Annotated in this window: 17 protein-coding genes and 2 pseudogenes; 4 read left to right on the plus strand and 15 right to left on the minus strand. The window is 50.0% G+C overall.

Translation table 11 applies throughout. The annotated features are described in order from the left end of the window. Positions 1-32 precede the first annotated feature (32 nt). Positions 33-1,811 (plus strand): arginine--tRNA ligase, encoded by a 1,779-nt coding sequence (gene argS / locus M1L52_RS01145; protein ID WP_248612988.1) that lies wholly within the window; start codon positions 33-35, stop codon positions 1,809-1,811. 122 nt (positions 1,812-1,933) lie between these two features. On the opposite strand, the gene M1L52_RS01150 is transcribed toward argS, so the two are convergent. The 10 genes and pseudogenes from M1L52_RS01150 to M1L52_RS01195 form a co-directional block, all read right to left on the minus strand. Then, the gene (locus M1L52_RS01150; protein ID WP_248612989.1) at positions 1,934-2,434 is read right to left on the minus strand and encodes a CDP-alcohol phosphatidyltransferase family protein; all 501 of its coding nucleotides are present in this window, start codon (positions 2,432-2,434) and stop codon (positions 1,934-1,936) included. Positions 2,435-2,445: 11 nt separating this feature from the next. Continuing rightward, complete coding sequence (locus tag M1L52_RS01155) at positions 2,446-2,967, minus strand: hypothetical protein (RefSeq protein ID WP_248612990.1); 522 nt, start codon at positions 2,965-2,967, stop codon at positions 2,446-2,448. Between the two features lie 4 nt (positions 2,968-2,971). Beyond that, entirely contained in the window at positions 2,972-3,505 is a 534-nt protein-coding gene (locus tag M1L52_RS01160; RefSeq protein WP_248612991.1) for a GNAT family N-acetyltransferase, read from the minus strand. A gap of 391 nt (positions 3,506-3,896) precedes the next feature. After that, on the minus strand, positions 3,897-4,514 hold the full coding sequence (locus M1L52_RS01165; protein WP_248612992.1) for a CatA-like O-acetyltransferase, family 2: 618 nt from the start codon (positions 4,512-4,514) through the stop codon (positions 3,897-3,899). Beyond that, positions 4,511-5,086, minus strand: a complete 576-nt coding sequence (locus tag M1L52_RS01170) for a GyrI-like domain-containing protein (RefSeq protein WP_248612993.1) — start codon at positions 5,084-5,086, stop codon at positions 4,511-4,513. The genes M1L52_RS01165 and M1L52_RS01170 overlap by 4 nt, the downstream gene beginning before the upstream one ends. Positions 5,087-5,242: 156 nt before the next feature. Further along, complete coding sequence (locus M1L52_RS01175; RefSeq protein WP_248612994.1) at positions 5,243-6,067, minus strand: MerR family transcriptional regulator; 825 nt, start codon at positions 6,065-6,067, stop codon at positions 5,243-5,245. A gap of 282 nt (positions 6,068-6,349) precedes the next feature. Continuing rightward, positions 6,350-6,613 (minus strand): annotated as a pseudogene (locus M1L52_RS01180) (zinc ribbon domain-containing protein); the annotation flags it as partial. Positions 6,614-6,844: 231 nt separating this feature from the next. Then, a pseudogene (locus M1L52_RS01185) lies at positions 6,845-7,231 on the minus strand (GNAT family N-acetyltransferase); the annotation flags it as partial. 85 nt (positions 7,232-7,316) lie between these two features. After that, positions 7,317-9,506: an outer membrane beta-barrel family protein gene (locus M1L52_RS01190; protein WP_248612995.1), complete on the minus strand. Its 2,190-nt coding sequence runs from the start codon at positions 9,504-9,506 to the stop codon at positions 7,317-7,319. Positions 9,507-9,613: 107 nt separating this feature from the next. Further along, a complete protein-coding gene (locus M1L52_RS01195) occupies positions 9,614-10,165 on the minus strand; it encodes a LiaF domain-containing protein (protein ID WP_248612996.1) in 552 nt (183 codons plus the stop codon). Positions 10,166-10,369: 204 nt separating this feature from the next. On the opposite strand from M1L52_RS01195, the gene M1L52_RS01200 reads away from it, so the two are divergent. Together M1L52_RS01200 and M1L52_RS01205 are read left to right on the plus strand one after the other, a co-directional pair. Then, positions 10,370-11,764, plus strand: coding sequence for a DUF4419 domain-containing protein (locus M1L52_RS01200; RefSeq protein WP_248612997.1), 1,395 nt, complete (start codon positions 10,370-10,372; stop codon positions 11,762-11,764). 35 nt (positions 11,765-11,799) lie between these two features. After that, positions 11,800-12,690 (plus strand): LytR/AlgR family response regulator transcription factor, encoded by an 891-nt coding sequence (locus M1L52_RS01205; protein ID WP_248612998.1) that lies wholly within the window; start codon positions 11,800-11,802, stop codon positions 12,688-12,690. Between the two features lie 221 nt (positions 12,691-12,911). Here M1L52_RS01205 and M1L52_RS01210 read toward each other — a convergent pair whose 3' ends face one another. The 4 genes from M1L52_RS01210 to aldA are packed head-to-tail and all read right to left on the minus strand — an operon-like array spanning position 12,912 to position 17,119. Further along, positions 12,912-13,508: a lactate utilization protein C gene (locus M1L52_RS01210; RefSeq protein ID WP_248612999.1), complete on the minus strand. Its 597-nt coding sequence runs from the start codon at positions 13,506-13,508 to the stop codon at positions 12,912-12,914. 21 nt (positions 13,509-13,529) lie between these two features. Beyond that, complete coding sequence (locus M1L52_RS01215; RefSeq protein WP_248613000.1) at positions 13,530-14,936, minus strand: lactate utilization protein B; 1,407 nt, start codon at positions 14,934-14,936, stop codon at positions 13,530-13,532. After that, positions 14,933-15,673: a (Fe-S)-binding protein gene (locus M1L52_RS01220; RefSeq protein ID WP_248613001.1), complete on the minus strand. Its 741-nt coding sequence runs from the start codon at positions 15,671-15,673 to the stop codon at positions 14,933-14,935. The genes M1L52_RS01215 and M1L52_RS01220 overlap by 4 nt, the downstream gene beginning before the upstream one ends. Before the next feature lie 3 nt (positions 15,674-15,676). Then, entirely contained in the window at positions 15,677-17,119 is a 1,443-nt protein-coding gene (gene aldA, locus M1L52_RS01225) for an aldehyde dehydrogenase (RefSeq protein ID WP_248613002.1), read from the minus strand. A gap of 256 nt (positions 17,120-17,375) precedes the next feature. On the opposite strand from aldA, the gene M1L52_RS01230 reads away from it, so the two are divergent. Further along, entirely contained in the window at positions 17,376-17,846 is a 471-nt protein-coding gene (locus M1L52_RS01230; protein WP_248613003.1) for an RNase H family protein, read from the plus strand. A 7-nt stretch (positions 17,847-17,853) separates the two neighbouring features. Here the strand turns inward: M1L52_RS01230 and ribD are convergent, their stop codons facing one another. Next, entirely contained in the window at positions 17,854-18,819 is a 966-nt protein-coding gene (gene ribD, locus M1L52_RS01235; RefSeq protein WP_248613004.1) for a bifunctional diaminohydroxyphosphoribosylaminopyrimidine deaminase/5-amino-6-(5-phosphoribosylamino)uracil reductase RibD, read from the minus strand. Positions 18,820-18,873: the final 54 nt, after the last annotated feature.

Consider the following 18,873-nt stretch of genomic DNA (forward strand, 5'->3'; position numbering starts at 1 on the left):
CTTTTGCACGCAGAAATACAATTATAGCTATAATGAATATTGAAACTTTGATTAGTAATGCCGCTGGCGAGGCCGTGAAGGCACTCTACGGCATGGATGCAACAGAGAAAATGCTGCAACTTCAGAAGACACGCAGCGAGTTTGAGGGTAACCTGACATTGGTAGTCTTTCCATTTGTAAAGGCCGCAAAGAAATCACCCGAGCAGACCGCTCAGGAGATTGGTGAGTATCTGGTAGCGAACTGTTCTGCTGTCGAGAAATATAATGTTGTAAAGGGTTTCCTCAACCTCAGTATCGGTGATGGTGCTTGGCTGCAGTTGCTGCAGGCCATGGATCAGGACGACCGCTTCGGCATGAAGACCGCAAACGAGGATTCTCCCCTCGTGATGATTGAATACTCTTCACCCAACACCAACAAGCCTTTGCACCTTGGCCATGTGCGCAACAACCTGCTGGGTTGGTCGCTGGCTCAGATCATGGAGGCCAACGGCAACAAGGTGGTGAAGACGAACATCGTGAACGACCGCGGTATTCATATCTGTAAGTCAATGCTGGCTTGGCTGAAGTACGGCAATGGCGAGACACCCGAGTCATCTGGCAAGAAAGGTGACCACCTGATTGGTGACTACTACGTGGCCTTCGACAAACACTACCGTGAGGAGGTGAAGGAACTCGTGGCTCAGGGCATGGATGAAGAAAAGGCTAAGCAGGAGGCTCCGCTGATTAAGGAGGCTCACGAGATGCTGGTGAAATGGGAGAACAACGATCCTGAGGTTCGCGCTCTGTGGGAGAAGATGAACAACTGGGTATATGCCGGTTTCGACGAGACCTACAAGAAGATGGGCGTTGGATTCGACAAGATCTACTATGAGAGTCAGACCTACTTGAAGGGTAAGGCCAAGGTGGAGGAAGGACTCGCCAAGGGCCTCTTTGAACGCCATGAGGACAACTCTGTTTGGGCCGACCTGACCAACGAAGGTCTTGACCAGAAGCTCTTGTTACGTTCTGACGGCACATCAGTATATATGACGCAGGACATCGGTACTGCCGAGATGCGTTTTCAAGACTACCCCATCGACAAGATGATCTATGTGGTGGGCAACGAGCAGAACTACCACTTCCAAGTGCTCTCTATCCTGCTGGACCGTCTGGGCTTCAAGTGGGGCAAGGAGCTGGTTCACTTCTCTTACGGCATGGTGGAGCTGCCAAACGGTAAGATGAAGAGCCGCGAAGGAACGGTTGTTGACGCCGACGATTTGATGGAACTGATGGTCGAGGATGCCTACAAGACCTCGATGGAATTGGGCAAATTTGACGATATGACCGAAGAGGAGCGCCGAGAGATTGCCCGCATCGTGGGTATGGGTGCCCTGAAGTACTTTATCCTGAAGGTGGACGCTCGCAAGAATATGCTGTTCAATCCCGAGGAGAGTATCGACTTTAACGGCAACACAGGTCCTTTCATCCAGTACACCTACGCCCGTATCCGCAGTATTCTGCGGAAGGCTCCTAGTATGACTAGTCCAACTAGTTCAACTAGTCTGTCTAGTAAGGAAATTGAATTAATTCAGAAAATGAGCGAGTTTGGCGCAGCTGTGGAGCAGGCAGGCAAGGACTATTCACCTTCTGGCATCGCCAACTACTGCTATGAGTTGACGAAGGTTTTCAATCAGTTCTACCACGACTTCAGCATTCTCAACGAGCCCGATGTGCAAAAGAAGGCAGTCCGCCTGATGCTGGCAAAGAACGTTGCCAAGATTATCAAGAACGGCATGGGTCTTCTCGGCATCGAGGTTCCCGAACGCATGTAATATACAACGACCCCTCCCAAAAGGAGGGGCTTTTTTTTGAGAAACACGTTTTCCTGTAGCAGGGCGAGCATCTCTGGCTGTTTCTTCAGGTCTCGCTGTTGATACCACAGCAAGCAATCATCTTATTCATTATTTATCTTTTTTGTTCTTATATAATGCCCCTCATGTATAGCAGCGAATGTGGCGATAGCGGCTACAATAGTGATGGGGATGATTGACCATACTGTCATGGGGGCTGCAATGAACAGCAGGAATCCAGTTGCCTTGTTCGCTTGGGTGTGAGGGAAGCTGCAATGCCCGTACATCACGAGGGCTGATATTTGATTCACGATTTTAATCGCGACAATTACTCCTGCCCACAGCCATAGCCATTGTGGCAGTTCGACTATCGGCAAGAGCTTCCAAGTACAACACGCTACGAAGCAGATGTCAGCCAAGCTATCCAGCAACGCTCCCTTCTTGGTAACGCACTTTAGTTTCCGGGCCAGCCATCCGTCGGCTATGTCGCTGATGCCGCAGAGACCATAGATTATCCAATATGCCACACCCGTCACATCACAAAGGAGCAGACCTAAAGAGCCGGCAATCCTGAGTAAAGTTATGATGTTCGGCAACAGTTTCATTCCCTTTCATTTTAACGGAACTTACCACTGAGAATCCTTTTGCGCAGACATTTTACGGCGGGCTTGTAATAGTCTATCTCCATAGCTTCGAGGGTGCGTTTTAGTTCGTCCATAAGTTCTAGATAGAAGGTACACATGCGATAGGCGAGTTTCATACAGAGTGTCTGGATGCCAGGGAACTCCTCGACGCTGACCATGTGCTCGAAACAGAAATCAAGAAAGTCCGTCCGCAGATTGTCTTCTTCTAACGTCAGTCGCTCGATGATGTTCAGCGTCAGTCGTCTGACAGATGAGTTCTCCGTCTGCATAGCCAGGTCTATCAGTTCATTTTGTATAACCTGTAATGCCGACAGTTCTTCGTTCGTAGCCTTTGTCAGTCCCCACAAGGCACTTCTCGCCACACGATAGTCCGAATCAAAAGCATACCGTCGTGCAAAGTCGAGAAAATCTCCCTCAGCCCTGACCTCCTGATATATTTCCTGCGCACCGCCCTCGCTAAATGTCTGTCTCAGTCTCTCGCTCGTTATCGCCATATTCTCACTCTGTGTCTTGCATTTCTAATCTCAACACTCTGATAGGTCTGTTCGCACCTTGATACTGGTTCGCGTCGATGCAGGTTTCGCCAGTTGGAACGAAGCCACACTTCTCCATCACTCGGCCTGAGGCAGGATTGTCTACGAAGTGGCCACTGATGAGCGATTTGATGTCCGTTGTTTCTCTGATGTGGTCTAACATCAGGCGCAGTGCCTCTGTACAGATGCCCTTATTCCAATAGGGCTTAGCCACCCAATAGCCGATGAGCGGCTCACCCTCACGAGCAGGTAAGTCGCACTCGCAAGATGGGCCGTAGCCCATAGCGCCAATCGGCTGACCAGTTTCCTTCAACTCGATAGCCCATGTGTGCAAGGCATAATTAAACACTGTGCGGATAATCTCCAGACTCTCCTCTACACTCTGATGCGGTGCCCATCCTGCACGAGGCCCCACATCAGGATCAGAAGCCCACTTATACAGCACTTCCGCATCGCTGTCGCACCAAGGGCGCAGTAATATCCTTTCTGTTTCCAGCATTTTCTCCTTTAATAAATACCTTCATGTCTTGTTATTCGGAAAGTACAATGGTCGTTTCCCCTGAGAATTGTATTCTCAATCCGAACCTCGAAATGGCTGTCCGGTTCTAGTTGCGACAAGATATATAAAATGCTCTGTCGTGAGCACTCACATTGCTGCGGATGGTTTCTCAGCCCACATTTAACTTTAGGGCACGTACATTCCAGATAACTCAGTTCATAAATCTTTCCTGGCTCAATCACCCTACCCGTATAGGACTTGCTGTTGTACCCTTCCGTATAGATTCTGTCAAAATCCCCATTATACTTGGCATATATTTGCTTATGTATCTGGAGAACATAATCTTTTACACATTCGATGGCTTCTTCTCTATAGCATGCAATCATTTCATTCATATAGTGTTTATTGTCTTTTGGAGTTTATCAAGGAAGCGGGCGGCATGTCCGCCATCCATCTGAACATGGTGAAACTGGAAGGAAATGGGCAAGGTTGTCCTCAGCCAGCCCTTGCGGTAGCGACCCCACATCACCATCGGATTGCAGAATTGGTCGGTGTATTGGTTGACGATGCAGTCGAGTTCGGTGGCAGTCATCGCCGATGTGCCTATCACCATCGCATCATCTACGAAGGAGCTCTGGCAGGACGCGCTGGCCGCCTGTGTCAGATTCGTATAGTCTTGGCCGAACTGCTCCAAATCATCTGTATATAAGATGTCGCACGAGTTGATGCCGCCTTCTTTGTTGTTCACTATCACGTTGATGGCAAGGCGATCGTACTTATACAGTTTCCCTTGCTCAGGCAGCAAATAGAACTCGTCCATCCGACTGGCAACTTTGCCGATGCACCAGCATAGGAGCATATTGAACTTTACCCCTCGCCGCCGACTTACCTTACGAAGTCGCGTCACATCGAACGTCTTCGTGAGCGTCACCATCGGCATGAGCGATTTCATCCACAGTTCGAATGCCTGCGCCCGACTAGTGTCCTTGGGATCGATTTCCTGTTTCATCTTTTCTCTTCTATGGGTATCATCACGCCGCACTGGTAATCGGGTGATTCAATGTTGGTGCCATTGTACCATTCCATCGTCATGGCGTTGTTGGGACAACGGAATTCCGGGTGCTGGGGCAGCCACTCCTTATAGAACTTCTGATACTGCTGCTGGAATGCTTTCATGCCGCCCTCGAAATGAACCTTCAGCCACTTACCATTGCGGATAGGAAAGAGTTGCATACCCTCAGGCACGCTGCCACCCTTGTAGATGCCACCAATCACGTAGGTGAAGGTCTTGCTGCTGCAAGCACCAAAATTCACTTCTGCACAGGTCATGCAGTTGTGGTTAGGGATGTCGCAGGTACAAAGTCCGAACTCGCCGACGCCGTTGTCAATGGCCGCCTGCTGAAATGCATCTGGCGTCTTGTGCTCCATAAACACAGGCTTGATGATTCTTTCCACATACTCGCCCCAGAACTTTGGGCACTCTTCCTGACCCTTGCAGAATGCAATTTCCTTGGCCATGCCGATAATCTGCACATCGGCTAATGTAATAATCTCGTGTTTCATCTTTCTTAATATTTTCATAATTACCTATTCCTTTTCATCGTCATCTGTTTCTCCTTTGCCATCTTCTCCGCAAAGGCATCCTCTCCGTTTTCGCGGATATAGCGGATGCAGGCGACTCTGTCGCTATTTTTTTTCTGACCGCCCCAAACGATATGGGACGATTAGGACGGATTATTACTCTATTGGTATCTGAATCACCGACAGCCATTTCTCTGAATCTTCTTGGTTCCAGGCTCCGTCGATGTAGCATGTACGGTGCTGTCCTGCGACCTTGTAGCCGTGCTCCTCGATGTATTGGAATGCCTCGGTGAACGATTCGTAAAATCGCTCGTAAGGGCCGACATGCTTCATACAGAGTGCGCGTGGTACGGCGGGCAGTCGCTTGAACTGGATGATGGCACTATCCAGGCCCATTTCCTCCACCTGTTCGCAATACTCGATATCGATGTCTGTTGGCGTGTACTCCTTGTTATGCTCGATGGTGAAGCAGTAGCCCGGCGGTGGACACTTGCAGCCGAGACGCTGCATTTCGGGGCCGATTTTCTCGACACACAGCGGGCCGAGTGCGGCGTAGTCGGGGACGATTTCACGATGGCTTGCCACGATGATTTCGGGCAGCGATTGAATGCTAAATTTTTCCATTGTCTTCATATCTTTGCGAGCGTTCCTCCAGTTGAGCAGCTGGTTGCGACGGGCTATCAGTGCCTTCAGTTGTGCTTCCGTTTCCCTGATCTTCTCGGTCATCTGGCGGATGGTTGGCGTGTGCGAACCATCGTCGAATAGGTCCTTGATTTCGTCCAGCGAGAAGCCGAGCCGTTTCAGGTCGCGAATGTCCTTCAACTGTTGCATCTGGTCGATGCTGTAATAGCGGTAGCCAGTCCACTCGTCCACCTCGTCAGGCGCGAGCAGTCCCTTCTGTTCGTAGTGACGCAGGGTCTTTACAGTCACCTGCATCAACTGGGAGAACTCTCCGATTTTTAACCTTGTTTTCTTACTCATATCGCGCGATCGTTTTTTGCTAAGCGACTGCGAAGTTAAGGAATGACCTTAGGGACGAGTCAAGGGAAATGAAGATTTTAACATGGATTTAACACATCGTTGTTCTTTCTTTTACTCCCGGCCAGTAGCACCATGCAATAATGGCGGGGATGAGAGATGAAATAAATTGCAGCCATTTGAAATCATAGATGCAGCTAATGCCTCCAGCCAGCGTACGAAGACTATAGAGCACAACGATGGTGATAATGGCCATGCGCGTCAGTGCTCCGAGTCGTAATCTGATTATTTTTTCCAGCGTTTCAGTATCGGAAAGAATCCACGCATCATCTGCTTATACTCTTCCTTGGTCATGGGCTTTGGCATCTGCTTGTTAACTTCATTCACAAACTGAGCGCAATGCTCAATCATCTCGTCCATTGTACACTCCTGTAGGAATTTGCCGTCCCTGTAGCAGTATTGGCAGTAGTCAAAGTTCGTGCTGCCGTCCACATTGGTGCCACAGTCCTCGATACGGGTCAACGGCATGCCGCAGCTCTGACAGAACTGAGGGAGTTGGCCTTCTTGGAATGCTTTCTCCTTTTTGGGGAAGGTGGCCTCGTAAGCCTCAAAAGCCTCTGAATTCTCATCGGCTACGAAATAACCCTTGGGTGGACAGTAAGTTCCCTCACGATCACCCCAATAGCCAGGTATCAGTTCTTGGGCAAGGAAGTAAGGCACTTCTGCATCGCGAGGTTCTGCATGATAGTGAATGTTCATCTTGCTGGCAAGGTCGAAGCCTGCATGTTTGTAGAACTCGATATTTCCCTCCATCTGCAGAAGGCCGATTCCCATTCCTTTGGCTTTCTCAATTGCATATTGCAACAGCTTCAAGCCATAGCCCTTACGTTTGTAGTCTGGATGAATGCTGATGGGACCGAAAGTCCACGAAGGGAACACCGTTCCGTCGTCAAGCATAATCTCTGCCTTGGAGAACATCACATGGCCGATAATCTTATAACTATCCTCCATCACAAAGTCCAACTCTGGGATGAAGTCGGGGTTAGTTCTATACTGATTGAGCACGTAATGTTCCGTGCATCCAGAACGGTAGACGTTCCAAAATGCCTCTCGCGTCAGGTTCTCCACCTCACGATAGTCTTTGGGGTGTTCTAAACGGATAATCATAGTTGTATTTAAATATTTCTTCGTTAGTTAGATGGTTTTCAACTGCAAAGTTACATAATGTTGCGGAATACTCCAAATTTGCCATTTACATCCTCGCCTTCTGCTTCTCGCCGGCACCAGAGCCACGATACTTCGAGCGGGCTTCGTTGAACTTCCAGGTGAGGTCGAGCATGAAGGTGCGACGAGCAGGACCGCAGGTGGTCAACTCGCGAATACCGTAAATGATAGCATCGGTCTTATCAGTATTGAAGACATCGTAGCAACGCACATCGGCTGTCAATGAACCCATACGTCCCATGCGGAAGTCGCGCTGCACGCCCAGCGTGGTGTTGAAACGCTGGCAGGTGATGCGATTGTTGTTATAGTCGCCCTTCGTAGACCATTGCATATTGGCCATCAGGCGGAAAGCGTGTGGCAGTTCAATGTCGTTATTCCATGCAAGGGTCAGATAGGGGCGGTTGAGTGTTTTCAACGTACCATCGATAGTCGGTGTTTTATAGTTCTGGAAAATAGAATAAACATACCACATCGGGTGCCACTTGCCGATAGTTGGACGGGCTGACAGACTGAACGACAGCTGGTCGTAGTCTTCAGTACTATTGATAGGACGTATCAGACTGACGAGCGGGTCGGTAGAACCTGGATAAGGCTCCGTGGACATAGTGACAACATCCTTGATGCGTCCGTAGTTGATGGTCAGGTTGGCCCACTGGTAAGCAGCATTCAACGCGAGACTGTGCGTGTAGGTTGGTTTCAGATATGGGTTGCCGCTCTGGTAGGCATAGCGATTCAGATATATGGTCGAACTGGTAAGGTTTGAATAGCTTGGACGCTCGATATCATGACGATACGACAGCGACAGTTGCATCTTGCCAACAGGCATGGAGAGCGTGGCAGTGGGGAACCAGTCGCCATAGTCGCGGCACACCTCATTCTCCAGCTGGCCAAAGTTGTAGTAGTCGTTCTGCAGGTGTTCATAGCGCATGCCCACCTGAGCAAAGAGACGACCGAACTGGCGTCCGTACTCCACAAAGGCTGCTGCAGACTTTTCTTTAATCTCCGTATCGGTAGCCTTCACGGGAACGGCTTCTGTAGATGTAAACGAGTAGGCATCCGTGCGATGGTTGTAGGAATACTCGCCACCAAGGGAGAGGTTACCCTTCCAGATAGGATAGGAGAAAATAAGCTTCGAGGCCCAGAAATTGTTCGAGCTGTTGGTGTTGCTCTCGATGAAGCGAGACTCGGTACTGACGGGCAAACTACCAGCCAAGGGAGCTGCTGTTGTCTGCTCTGTGGTGCTGCCTGGAGTTTCTGTCTTATCGAAGAGCCCATCAATGTTCAGGTCGATACCCAACTTGCCAACCTTACCATTGTAATAGGCATTGAAGATGTGCTTGCGGAAATTGTCGTCCTGCCAGATATGGCTCTCTGAATGCTCCTTGAACTTGCTGTTCTCATAGGAGTCGGTAAAGAAATTGCTAGTCAGCTCACCACTGGGATGACGGTCGTACTTGTAGTAGGCACCGAAACTGTGTATCTCGTTGACCATGTAGTTCACCTGCAACTGTGGTGACCATCCCTTCCAGATGTTCTTCGTGTTCTGGGTGGTCTTGCCTAGAACATAATCGGGACCGGCATAGTATGTCAGGTCATTATCCTGCCTGCCTTCGTGGTGACCATAGCGACCAGCCCAGAACGAGGCGGTAATGTCGAGACCACCCGTGCGATAGTTCACGTCGAGGTTGTTGGTCAGCGTGTGACCATACCTATAGATGCCACCTGCGTTATCCTGAAAACTCAGACCCTCACCCTGCGCCTTTTTCAGCGTGATACGAACGACAGCTTTTGTCGAGGCGGCATAGCGGGCACCAGGGTTCTGCACCACATCGACGTGCTGAATCTGGTCGGAGCGCAGACGCGAGAGTTCCTTCATGTCCTGCACCCTTCGGCCATTGATGTAAACCTCGGCATCGCCTCGACCCAGCACCTTCACGCCACCATCGCGCTCAGCCTCAAGCGACGGAATCTTCGAGAGTGCATCGCTCACGGTTCCGGCTTTCTCCAGTATCGTACCAGCGACGGTGGTGCGCATGGCGTCGCCCTTCACACGTGTCTTAGGTAGGCGTCCCTTTACAACCACACCACTCAATTCATGAGTCTGGTTGAACCACATCGTCGTGTCTGTTGACAGACTATCATTCTGTTGTGCGGACGTCATCGTCGTCATCATCATTGCAGCCATCAGCGCTGCGAATCTTAAACTTACATTTTTCATATCATTTGTCTTTTTTAAATCATTTGTCCTTTTGACGGCAGAAAGGCTCGGTAAGGTTGCAATTCTTATCATTTCTGGGATAAACCGCATGTTTCTGTGACGAATGGTTAATTCTTGATATCCACGCCGCCGAGGAAATTGCTGGCGACGATGTGGATAGTGGGGGCTTTCGGGTCGGCATTGCGTGTGGCATGATTGCCTACACCACCGATAAAGCTTTGGCTTTTTACCTCCACATTGACCGTCGTGGGCACGAAGAGCTCGATGCCGCCACAAAAGGTGTGGACGTCGATTTCCTCATCCTCGGTGATGACGGCCTCGCGCAGGTCCATACGGATGCCGCCACAGAAGGCGTCGAGACGAGCACCGTGGAACGCCTCACCACGATAGACATACTCATCACCGCCATAGTGGACCGAGCAACAGATGCGCTTGCCATCCTCGCCGATAGGCAGCGGTCGACGAAGCCACTGATCGGGGTCGCAGCGGTAGCTATCAATGATGGTGGTCGCACCCACGTACAATAGTAGAACAGGGGCAACGTATGTCGTCCAAGGCTGGCGCCACAACCAGTCGTTCTCAATGATTCCCCACATGTTGACCAGCTTCCAAGCACCGGCCATAACAAATAAAATACCGATAATCGTTCTTCGTGTCATAACTTCAAAAATTTTAAAAATGTTTCTGGGTGCAAAGGTACGGTGCACTGCTTATCCCTCCAAATTTCTGGGATAAACGGCATGGAAATGTGACGTATGGTAGCGCAGTAGCGTTAAACTTTGCAATTATTCCCTCCGATTGCTAACATTCTGTGGAATTATTCGTAACTTAGCGGCGTATAAATCACCTAAGCAACAGACGATATGATAATGAATAATATAAGGAACTTGCTGATGGCGGCAGCGTTCATATTACTGCCAACCGTAGCTGTTGCCCAGACGCAGGGCAGCATTACGTTCGTGGTCGACGAGAATCTCGCGCCGATAGAAAAGTCGAATAAATATCTTTTTGATGGCAAGAGGCTGGCAAACTCCATACTGTACGGAGAAAATATTCCCAAAGAGGCTTACCGTATCGTAGCCACCAGCTTTGCCGATGCCCAGTGTATGAAAAGCATGGGCAAGGATGCCTTCTACCAGTGCATCGTGCAGGCATACGCCAACCACAAGTCGATAACGCTGTCGCCCGACATGATTTGGCTGCTCATCAGCCAGGGCTTTGCCCGCTACGTCAACGCCCATGCCGAGGCACTGCGCCCGCAGCTGGTCAGCCACGCGGGAAAGATGGACTTGGCCATCGAGACGCAGAAGGATTTGCTCTCAGGCGATGCCGACTGGCCTAAGCTGATAGACGATTTTGCCTCACAGATAGGTCGCTACACCAAGGGCGACATCGCCGAGACCGTCACCGCCGACTTCTCGACGACCAGCCAAGTGGAGCGCGTCGCCTCGCAGATTACGCTGATGGAGAGCGTGAAGTCTTATTTCGAATACATCGTTTACTACCTTTCGTGCGGCATCCCCAGCATCACGCTGAAGGGAACGCCTGACGACTGGCGAAAGGTGATGGACAAGACCAGGCGGCTGAGTGCATACGGACTCGAACAGTGGACGAAGAGCCTGGATTATATCCTAAGGCAGTTCGTTGTTGCCGCAGAGGGTAAGCCAAACCAATTGTTCTGGAAGAGCATGGTGAAGCAGTATCGTCCAGACGCGATGCAGGGGGGAGGATGCAGCTCTGACAAACCTACTGAACTCGACGGCTGGCTACTGAAACTCTTCCCCGACGAGAACGGACGGACGCTCGACCGCATAGCCCATACAGAAGAAATGCCGTCGGAGCGTGTGCGCGTAGGCTTCAAGTACCGCATTATCGACCCGGCGCAGGGAACCGTCAAGAGCGAGACACCTATGGAACTCTGGGCAGGATTCATCGGTGCCGAAGAGGATACCGTCACCAACACGCTCACGCCGAAAATAGGCTGGCTGGTGCGGCAGACGGAAAGCGACGACGACGTGCTGAACGACATGAAGAAGAAGGACGAGGACTGGGGTATCGAACTCCGTGTAAGGGAGGTGCCTGAGATTCTCTCCCGTCTGGAGCACATCAAGCGTCTGACGCTCGTCTTCACCGACGAAGTTGGGCTGCCAGATTGGTTCTACCGCCTGACCATCGACAGACTTCGCATCGAAGGAAAGATGACCGACGAGGTGAAAAACCGCATACTGGAGCACTTCCCGAAGGCAATAATTCTGTAATTCTATTACTTCTTTTACCAACCTTTGCGACAAATATGAAACAGGGACATATAGAAACGATAACGACGAGGACTATCAGTACCGCTTTCATGATACTGGCGATTGCCATCTTCAAGCCCTTCGGACTCGAAGCGGGCCAATGGCAGTCCTATCTGCATCTGCTGAGCCTTTTCATGTTAGGCTTGTCCAGCTGTTTCGTCACAGAGGTCATTCTGCGATACATTGTACATATGCCTCGCTCCTACGAACGCGGCATCAACTATATCATCAGCCGCAATCTGCGCTTCCAGCTCATCAATACACCTCTGGTGGCTCTGTTTATCTGTCTGTATCGCCACTTTGTGATGAGCAGTCTGGTAGAGAGCAACCGGCTCTCGCTGAGCAACTATCTGGAGACGCTGGTCATCATCGCCTTCCTCTCCTTCGCCATCGGTCTATACTGGCGTTTTAAGTTCCGAAGCAAGTATCTGGCGATGGAACTGGAGGAGACGAAACTTCTAAACGAGGAGCTGAAGAAGATGCAAGGCCCTGAGCATACATCTTCGAACGAAATGGAACAGTCAAGCGAAAAGCCCCTTCAGCAGGAGATTACCCTCACTGGTACGACCAACGAATCGGTGACGCTCCAGATTTCGCACCTATTATATATTGAGGCTGTGGGCAACTACGTGAAGGTTTGTCATCTGTGCGACGGGCAAGCGCGTTCTGATATGCTTCGTGCCACTATGAAACAGATGGAAGAAACGCTACAGGACTATCCGATGATAGTCCGTTGCCATCGCGCCTTCCTGATAAACCTTGGTCAGGTAGAGCAGATCATCTCACATTCCGGCTCCACACAACTGCTTATCAAGCACTGCCACGAATCAATCCCCGTCTCGCGCAGCAACATGGCGCAAATAAAAACTGCCATCAAAAACCTATAATGAGGGCCTTACTCTGTTCTGCCTGTTTTGTAATCCTTTACTGACAGTTCTGTAATCCAATTCTGACTAAGCCCAATACCAAACTCGTCGAGTTTGGTGACCAAAGTCGACGAGTTTGGTCATCAAAGTCGACGAGTTTGTAAAATAGTATATTCAGAACTATATCGCAACTAAGTTTATGCTATTTTACAGTTCAGTCTAAACAATAATACTCCTCTACTCTATTTTAAGACAACTGTAACTCCACGGGCCGCCTGTGCGCCATAGACCAGTGCCGATTCAATGTCGGCAGTCTTACTGGGGCCACTGATAAACGTACCAAAAGGATACTTTTTGAAATACTCCTTAGAGTCCGATATAAGTCTATAAGCCTCATGCATGTTGTTCACGATGGCATCACGACGCAACACAATGACCAGTTGCTGAACGGCAAAGCAGACTGACTTTTCCTTTGTCTGTTGAGGAATCCAGATGCATGCATTCTCCGCCACGCCAATAGTCCCTTCGACAACGCCGACGTCGGCTGTCATCAGTTCACGTGCATCATCGACCGTGTCGGGATTCAACTGTGCATCCACGTCAGTAAGGTTACTGGCGATAATCTTAGCATCTGGATAAGCCTGACGCACCAAATCATTAAGATTGTCAGCCTCCTTCATCTCCAGAATACGAGCTCCTGCTGTGGTCGTAGTCTTTGCAACGAATTCTGCCACTGGATTTGCAAACGTGATGGGGTTAAGCCCGTTCATGGCAGGCATATCATAAGTCTCGCGGGTATTGTCGCGAAGCCTCTTCAATATATTTTCTCTTGCACTCATAGCTATTCCTTGTCAGTTGCTTTACTTTTGGTTCTTCAGTTCCTTCTTCCACAATTCATGAAATGACTTCTTAGGGAACGTCATCATCTCGTGGCCATAGGCCCATGGATTCAGTTTCATATTTATCAGCGGTCCAGGCACCCAGTTCACCATGGGCGACAAGCGCAGAGCCGTGGTATAGAGCGCGGGGTGATTGAAGAGGAACGACATACCATTTGACATGGCTTTTTTCATTGGGTCTGCATGGCCGAGACTGTCAAGCTCCTGACGCCAGCGGTATATCTGGCTGGAGAGATCAACCTTCACAGGACACACATTATCACAAGAGCAGCATAGTGAACAGGCCGACACATTATCGTAGTATTGGTGCTTATCGCGCAGCATACCGAGGTTGATGCCTATCGGGCCTGGAATAAAGTAGGTGTAGCTATAGCCTGCCGACCGACGGTAAACAGGACAAGTATTCATGCATGCACCACAGCGCATACACTTCAGCGTCTGCCAATGCTCTGGGTTGCCAAGAATATCGCTACGCCCATTATCCACCAGGACTATATGCATCTCGCCGCCAGGACGCGGTCCGCGGAAATGGCTTGTATAGACGGTGGTCTCCTGCCCCGTACCAGAGCGGGCTACAAATCGCTGAAAGACGCCCATGGCCTGGTAGTTAGGGATAAGTTTCTCAATACCCATCGACACGATGTGTAACTTTGGAATAGATGTGGACATGTCGGCATTGCCCTCATTTGTACATACCACCACATCGCCTGTTTCGGCAATTCCGAAGTTGGCACCCGTCATACCGGCATCGGCCTCGGCAAACTGTTCGCGCAGGTGCATACGGGCCACATAGGTCAGGAACGTAGGGTCGTTGGGATCTTCATGGGGCGTGGTATAGGAGGCCGCTATCTCATCAAAGTTACTTATCTTCTTACGGAAGCAGTCGCCTATATCCTCACGGTGTACGTGCAGGGCAGGCATTACGATATGGCTTGGCGCCAGTCCCATCATCTGTAAGATACGTTCGCCAAGATCGGTTTCCACAACGTCGATACCTTGAGCCTCAAGATGCGCATTCAGGTGACACTCCTCGGTAAGCATGCTCTTGCTCTTCACCACCTTTTTAACACCATGTTCAGAGAGGATGGCATAGACAATGCGGTTGTATTCGTCAGCATCCTGAGCCCAGTGAACATGTACACCATTGTTGGTGGCATTGCGCTCAAACATTTCCAGATAGTCAGCCAGGTGGGTCTCAGTATGTTTCTTTATCTGGCTGGCCAATTCGCGCAGCTCCTCCCATTCCGGCAGGGCTTGGGCCATACGGTCACGCTTCTGACGTACGCCGAAGAAAGTCTGGTCATGGCGCGTCACGACGGCATCATTCTGCATATACCGCTCGGCAGCCTTAGCATGTTTGGTACTCATAGTCCTGAAGATAATATTTGTGCGACATGAATGAATTGAATGTCCTGCCCAAGTTTACGCGCAACACCCTGCAGATGCATAAGGCACGACGAGTCAGGTCCGGTGATATACTCTGCACCAGTTTCCATGTGACGGCGAAGCTTGTCCTGTCCCATTCGGGTAGAGACTGCCTGTTCCTCAACGGCAAACATTCCGCCAAAGCCGCAGCACTCGTCAGGACGCTCGGGTTCCACGACCTCAATGCCATCAACCAGTTTAAGCAGGTCAACAATCTTATTGAATCGCGGTACATTGCGCTCTGAAGGCGACGAAAGGCCCAGCTCACGCACACCGTGACATGAATTGTGGACACTCACCTTATGGGAAAAACGGGCTGGGAGTTCCTTTACTTGAAGAATGTCGTGCAAGAACTCCACAAGGTCGGTGGTTTTGCCTGCAGCCTCACACTCCTCAGCCTTCTTTCCCAGCAGCCCCGGATGGAAACAGCGCACATAAGCAGCACAGCTGGCTGAGGGAGCTACCACGTAGTCATAATCACGAAACAGCTCGTCGAACTTCTGTGCCAAAGGACGTGCCTTGAGCTCGAATCCAGCATTACCCATGGGCTGACCGCAGCAGGTCTGGCGCTCAGGATAATCCACATCCAGTCCCAGACTCTTAAGCAGACGATATGTCGATACGCCCACCTCCGGGTAGAGCGCATCGACATAACAGGGAACAAATAGTCCAATCTTCATCGTTTACATATCTTCGTAAGTATCCAGATAGGTCACGTGGGTCACGAGATACTCATCAACACCGTGCTTGCCGTCAGCACCACCAATACCGCTCTTCTTCACACCGGCATGGAAACCCTGGATGGCCTCGAAGTGCTCGCGATTGACATAAGTTTCTCCGAACTCCAGCTCACGACATGCCTTTACGGCGACATTAAGGTCCTTAGTGAAGATGCTGCTGGCAAGACCATACTCGCAGTCGTTGGCATAGCCAATAACTTCATCGAGGGTCTCGAAGGTCACCAATGGGATTACAGGGCCAAAGGTCTCCTCATGGATAATATCCATATCCTGACGGCAGTCATCGAGCACGGTAGCAGCATAGAAATAACCCTTCTCTCCTACCCTATGACCGCCGCAGAGTAGCTTGGCACCCTGTTTGATGGCACGTTCCACCTTCTCGGTGACGCTCTCCAAAGCACGAGCTTCGACCAGCGGACCCATATCGACGGTCTCATCTTTGCATACATCACCAACCTTCACCTTCGACATCTTATCGACAAGAATCTTGGTAAATGCCTCTTTTACCTCTTTCTGTACATAGACACGCTCAGCATTGTTGCAAATCTGACCATTGTTACCTATGCGGCTATCTACAATCCACTGTGCAGCACGCTCCAAGTCGGCATCCTTCATAACAATGGCAGGAGCCTTACCACCGAGTTCGAGGCTCACCTTAGTGATGTTCTTCGATGCAGCTGCCATGATACTTTCGCCAGCACCTACGGAACCTGTCACAGAGACGATGTCAATCTTCGGGCTGCCAGCCATCTCGTTACCGATAACACTGCCCTTACCTGTCACGATATTAATGACGCCAGCGGGCAGTCCGCTCTCATCAACAATCTTAGCAAACTCAGTACAGTTCTCAGGTGTCAACTGAGATGGCTTAATAACAATAGTACAACCGGCAATCAGCGCAGCACCTGCCTTACGGGCAATGAGGAAGAATGGGAAATTCCATGGCAGGATGCCAGCCACCACGCCGATAGGTTTCTTGGTAAGCAAAATCGTCTCGTTGGGGCGGTCCGAAGGGATTATCTCACCCTCGATATGGCGAGCGAAGGTAGCCATATACTCGAAATAGGCAATGGTTGCGCCAACTTCAATGGAAGCCCACGTACGAGTCTTGCCTTGCTCGCGCATGATAATCTCGGTAAACTCCTGCTCACGAGCCTTGATGCCAGCGGCAAACTTCAACAGGTACTGTGCACGCTCAATGGCGGGTATCTTTGCCCAACTCTTCTGAGCTGCACGCGCTGCATCCAAGGCACGATTAACATCTTCAATGGTTCCCTCTGGTTGACGAGAGATGACTTCCTCTGTTGAAGGGTTTAACACGTCAATCCACTTGCCGTTCGAGCTCTCGCAGAACTGGCCATTGATGTACATCTTAAGATTTTTCATACTTTAGGTTTGTTAGTTTGATTAGTAAACAAGTAATTCGGTAGCAAAAATAGTAAAAAAAGTATTATGGCATAAGCCTCAACACTTTTTTTTCGATAATTTAACTACTTCCATGCAAATTGTGACAGGTCAGTCTAAACCATACTACACCTAATATAAGTAGGTCGCTACACGGAAATAACATCGTTATTCTTTGCACGATTCAGAAAATATCCCTAATTTTGCAAACAATTTTTGAAAACGCTAAAGAGTAAGCATGCCAAACGACATACAGAACCCTCCCGATTACAGACACGACACAGTGTTGCCATTGCCCCTTGAAGTGAAGGCCGACGCATGGGCTGTGGATGCCGCATGCAGCGGAAATCCTGGACCTATGGAATATCAGGCTATAGACTTGCAGACAGGTGCACAGGTGTTTCACTTCGGACCGGTGAAGGGTACGAACAACATAGGTGAGTTCCTTGCTATCGTTCATGCACTCGCCCTATGTTGGCAGAAAGGTCTGCACGATAAGACTATCTACTCTGATTCCTACAACGCCATACTCTGGGTGTCAAAACGCCAATGTAAGACAAAGTTAGAGCGTACGCCTCAGACAGAGCAGCTATACCAGATTATCCAGCGTGCTGAGAACTGGCTGCGCACACACGACTATCGCAACCCAATCATAAAATGGGAGACCCAGAAGTGGGGCGAGGTGCCTGCTGACTTCGGTAGGAAATAATCATTCGTCAGGGACGCAAGGTGTTCAGGAAGCGCTGAACAAGATAGCCATCGTATGATGACGAGTCGAAAAGCGATGCCCCACAAGGTATCTGCGGCGCGCGAGTACCCTTACAAATGGTAAAAGGAGCCGTCTCAACACGAAGCTCATCCCACAGGTTATCATCTATGAATGACTGTAACGTCTTTGCCCCGCCTTCAACAATTAGCGACTGTATGCCGTGAGCATGTAGCACATCAAGATTCAACGGATGCTGGCGGTCAATAACCAATCGCTTGGGATCAGTACCCACCCAGTTGCGCACATTCAGCTGCGGATGTTCACGCTCATTGGTCACACGCCCCACGAGGATGGCATCTTCCTCAGCACGGAGCTTATGTGACAGCATTTTGGTGAAGTCCGATGATATAGCCAGCGCCTTTCCGTTATCATCAATCAGGCCATTAGCAGTCTGTGCCCACTTCAAGATGATATATGGACGATGCAGCCTGTGGAAAGTAAAGAAACGACGGTTCAAGGCTTTACACTCTTCTTCCAGCACGCCAACGGTAACGTCAATGCCAGCATCGCGCAGTTTCTTTATTCCGCGGCCCTGCACTTCAGCAAACTCATCGATGCAACCAACGACAACGCGCTTCACACCTTTCTTTATAATAAGGTCGGCGCAGGGCGGTGTCTTGCCGTAATGTGAGCAAGGCTCAAGCGACACATAGATGGTTGACTGCGACAACAGATGCTCATCTTCAGGACGCACCGATGCAAAGGCGTTAACCTCAGCATGTCCCTGACCGCAGCGCACATGATAGCCCTCGCCGATTATTTTAGAGGTGAGAGGTGAGAGGTGAGAGGTGAGAGGTGCAACGATCACTGCTCCTACCATTGGATTTGGTTTTGCGTTCTGCTGACCATTGCGTGCCAACTGAAGGCAGCGGCGCATATACTGTTCATCGATAGTTCTTGTCGTAGAGTCCATTGTCACAGAATAAAAAGTAATACACTTCAACAAAGAATGGTAATCAAAAAAAGC

This window comes from Prevotella sp. E13-27 (genome assembly GCF_023217965.1).
GTDB lineage: Bacteria > Bacteroidota > Bacteroidia > Bacteroidales > Bacteroidaceae > Prevotella.

Bases quoted from the DNA above. Each gene is read 5' to 3' on its own strand.
- argS (WP_248612988.1), top strand. From the start codon at position 33: ATGAATATTGAAACTTTGATTAGTAATGCCGCTGGCGAGGCCGTGAAG.
- M1L52_RS01150 (WP_248612989.1), bottom strand. From the start codon at position 2,434: ATGAAACTGTTGCCGAACATCATAACTTTACTCAGGATTGCCGGCTCT.
- M1L52_RS01155 (WP_248612990.1), bottom strand. From the start codon at position 2,967: ATGGCGATAACGAGCGAGAGACTGAGACAGACATTTAGCGAGGGCGGT.
- M1L52_RS01160 (WP_248612991.1), bottom strand. From the start codon at position 3,505: ATGCTGGAAACAGAAAGGATATTACTGCGCCCTTGGTGCGACAGCGAT.
- M1L52_RS01165 (WP_248612992.1), bottom strand. From the start codon at position 4,514: ATGAAACAGGAAATCGATCCCAAGGACACTAGTCGGGCGCAGGCATTC.
- M1L52_RS01170 (WP_248612993.1), bottom strand. From the start codon at position 5,086: ATGAAAATATTAAGAAAGATGAAACACGAGATTATTACATTAGCCGAT.
- M1L52_RS01175 (WP_248612994.1), bottom strand. From the start codon at position 6,067: ATGAGTAAGAAAACAAGGTTAAAAATCGGAGAGTTCTCCCAGTTGATG.
- M1L52_RS01190 (WP_248612995.1), bottom strand. From the start codon at position 9,506: ATGAAAAATGTAAGTTTAAGATTCGCAGCGCTGATGGCTGCAATGATG.
- M1L52_RS01195 (WP_248612996.1), bottom strand. From the start codon at position 10,165: ATGACACGAAGAACGATTATCGGTATTTTATTTGTTATGGCCGGTGCT.
- M1L52_RS01200 (WP_248612997.1), top strand. From the start codon at position 10,370: ATGATAATGAATAATATAAGGAACTTGCTGATGGCGGCAGCGTTCATA.
- M1L52_RS01205 (WP_248612998.1), top strand. From the start codon at position 11,800: ATGAAACAGGGACATATAGAAACGATAACGACGAGGACTATCAGTACC.
- M1L52_RS01210 (WP_248612999.1), bottom strand. From the start codon at position 13,508: ATGAGTGCAAGAGAAAATATATTGAAGAGGCTTCGCGACAATACCCGC.
- M1L52_RS01215 (WP_248613000.1), bottom strand. From the start codon at position 14,936: ATGAGTACCAAACATGCTAAGGCTGCCGAGCGGTATATGCAGAATGAT.
- M1L52_RS01220 (WP_248613001.1), bottom strand. From the start codon at position 15,673: ATGAAGATTGGACTATTTGTTCCCTGTTATGTCGATGCGCTCTACCCG.
- aldA (WP_248613002.1), bottom strand. From the start codon at position 17,119: ATGAAAAATCTTAAGATGTACATCAATGGCCAGTTCTGCGAGAGCTCG.
- M1L52_RS01230 (WP_248613003.1), top strand. From the start codon at position 17,376: ATGCCAAACGACATACAGAACCCTCCCGATTACAGACACGACACAGTG.
- ribD (WP_248613004.1), bottom strand. From the start codon at position 18,819: ATGGACTCTACGACAAGAACTATCGATGAACAGTATATGCGCCGCTGC.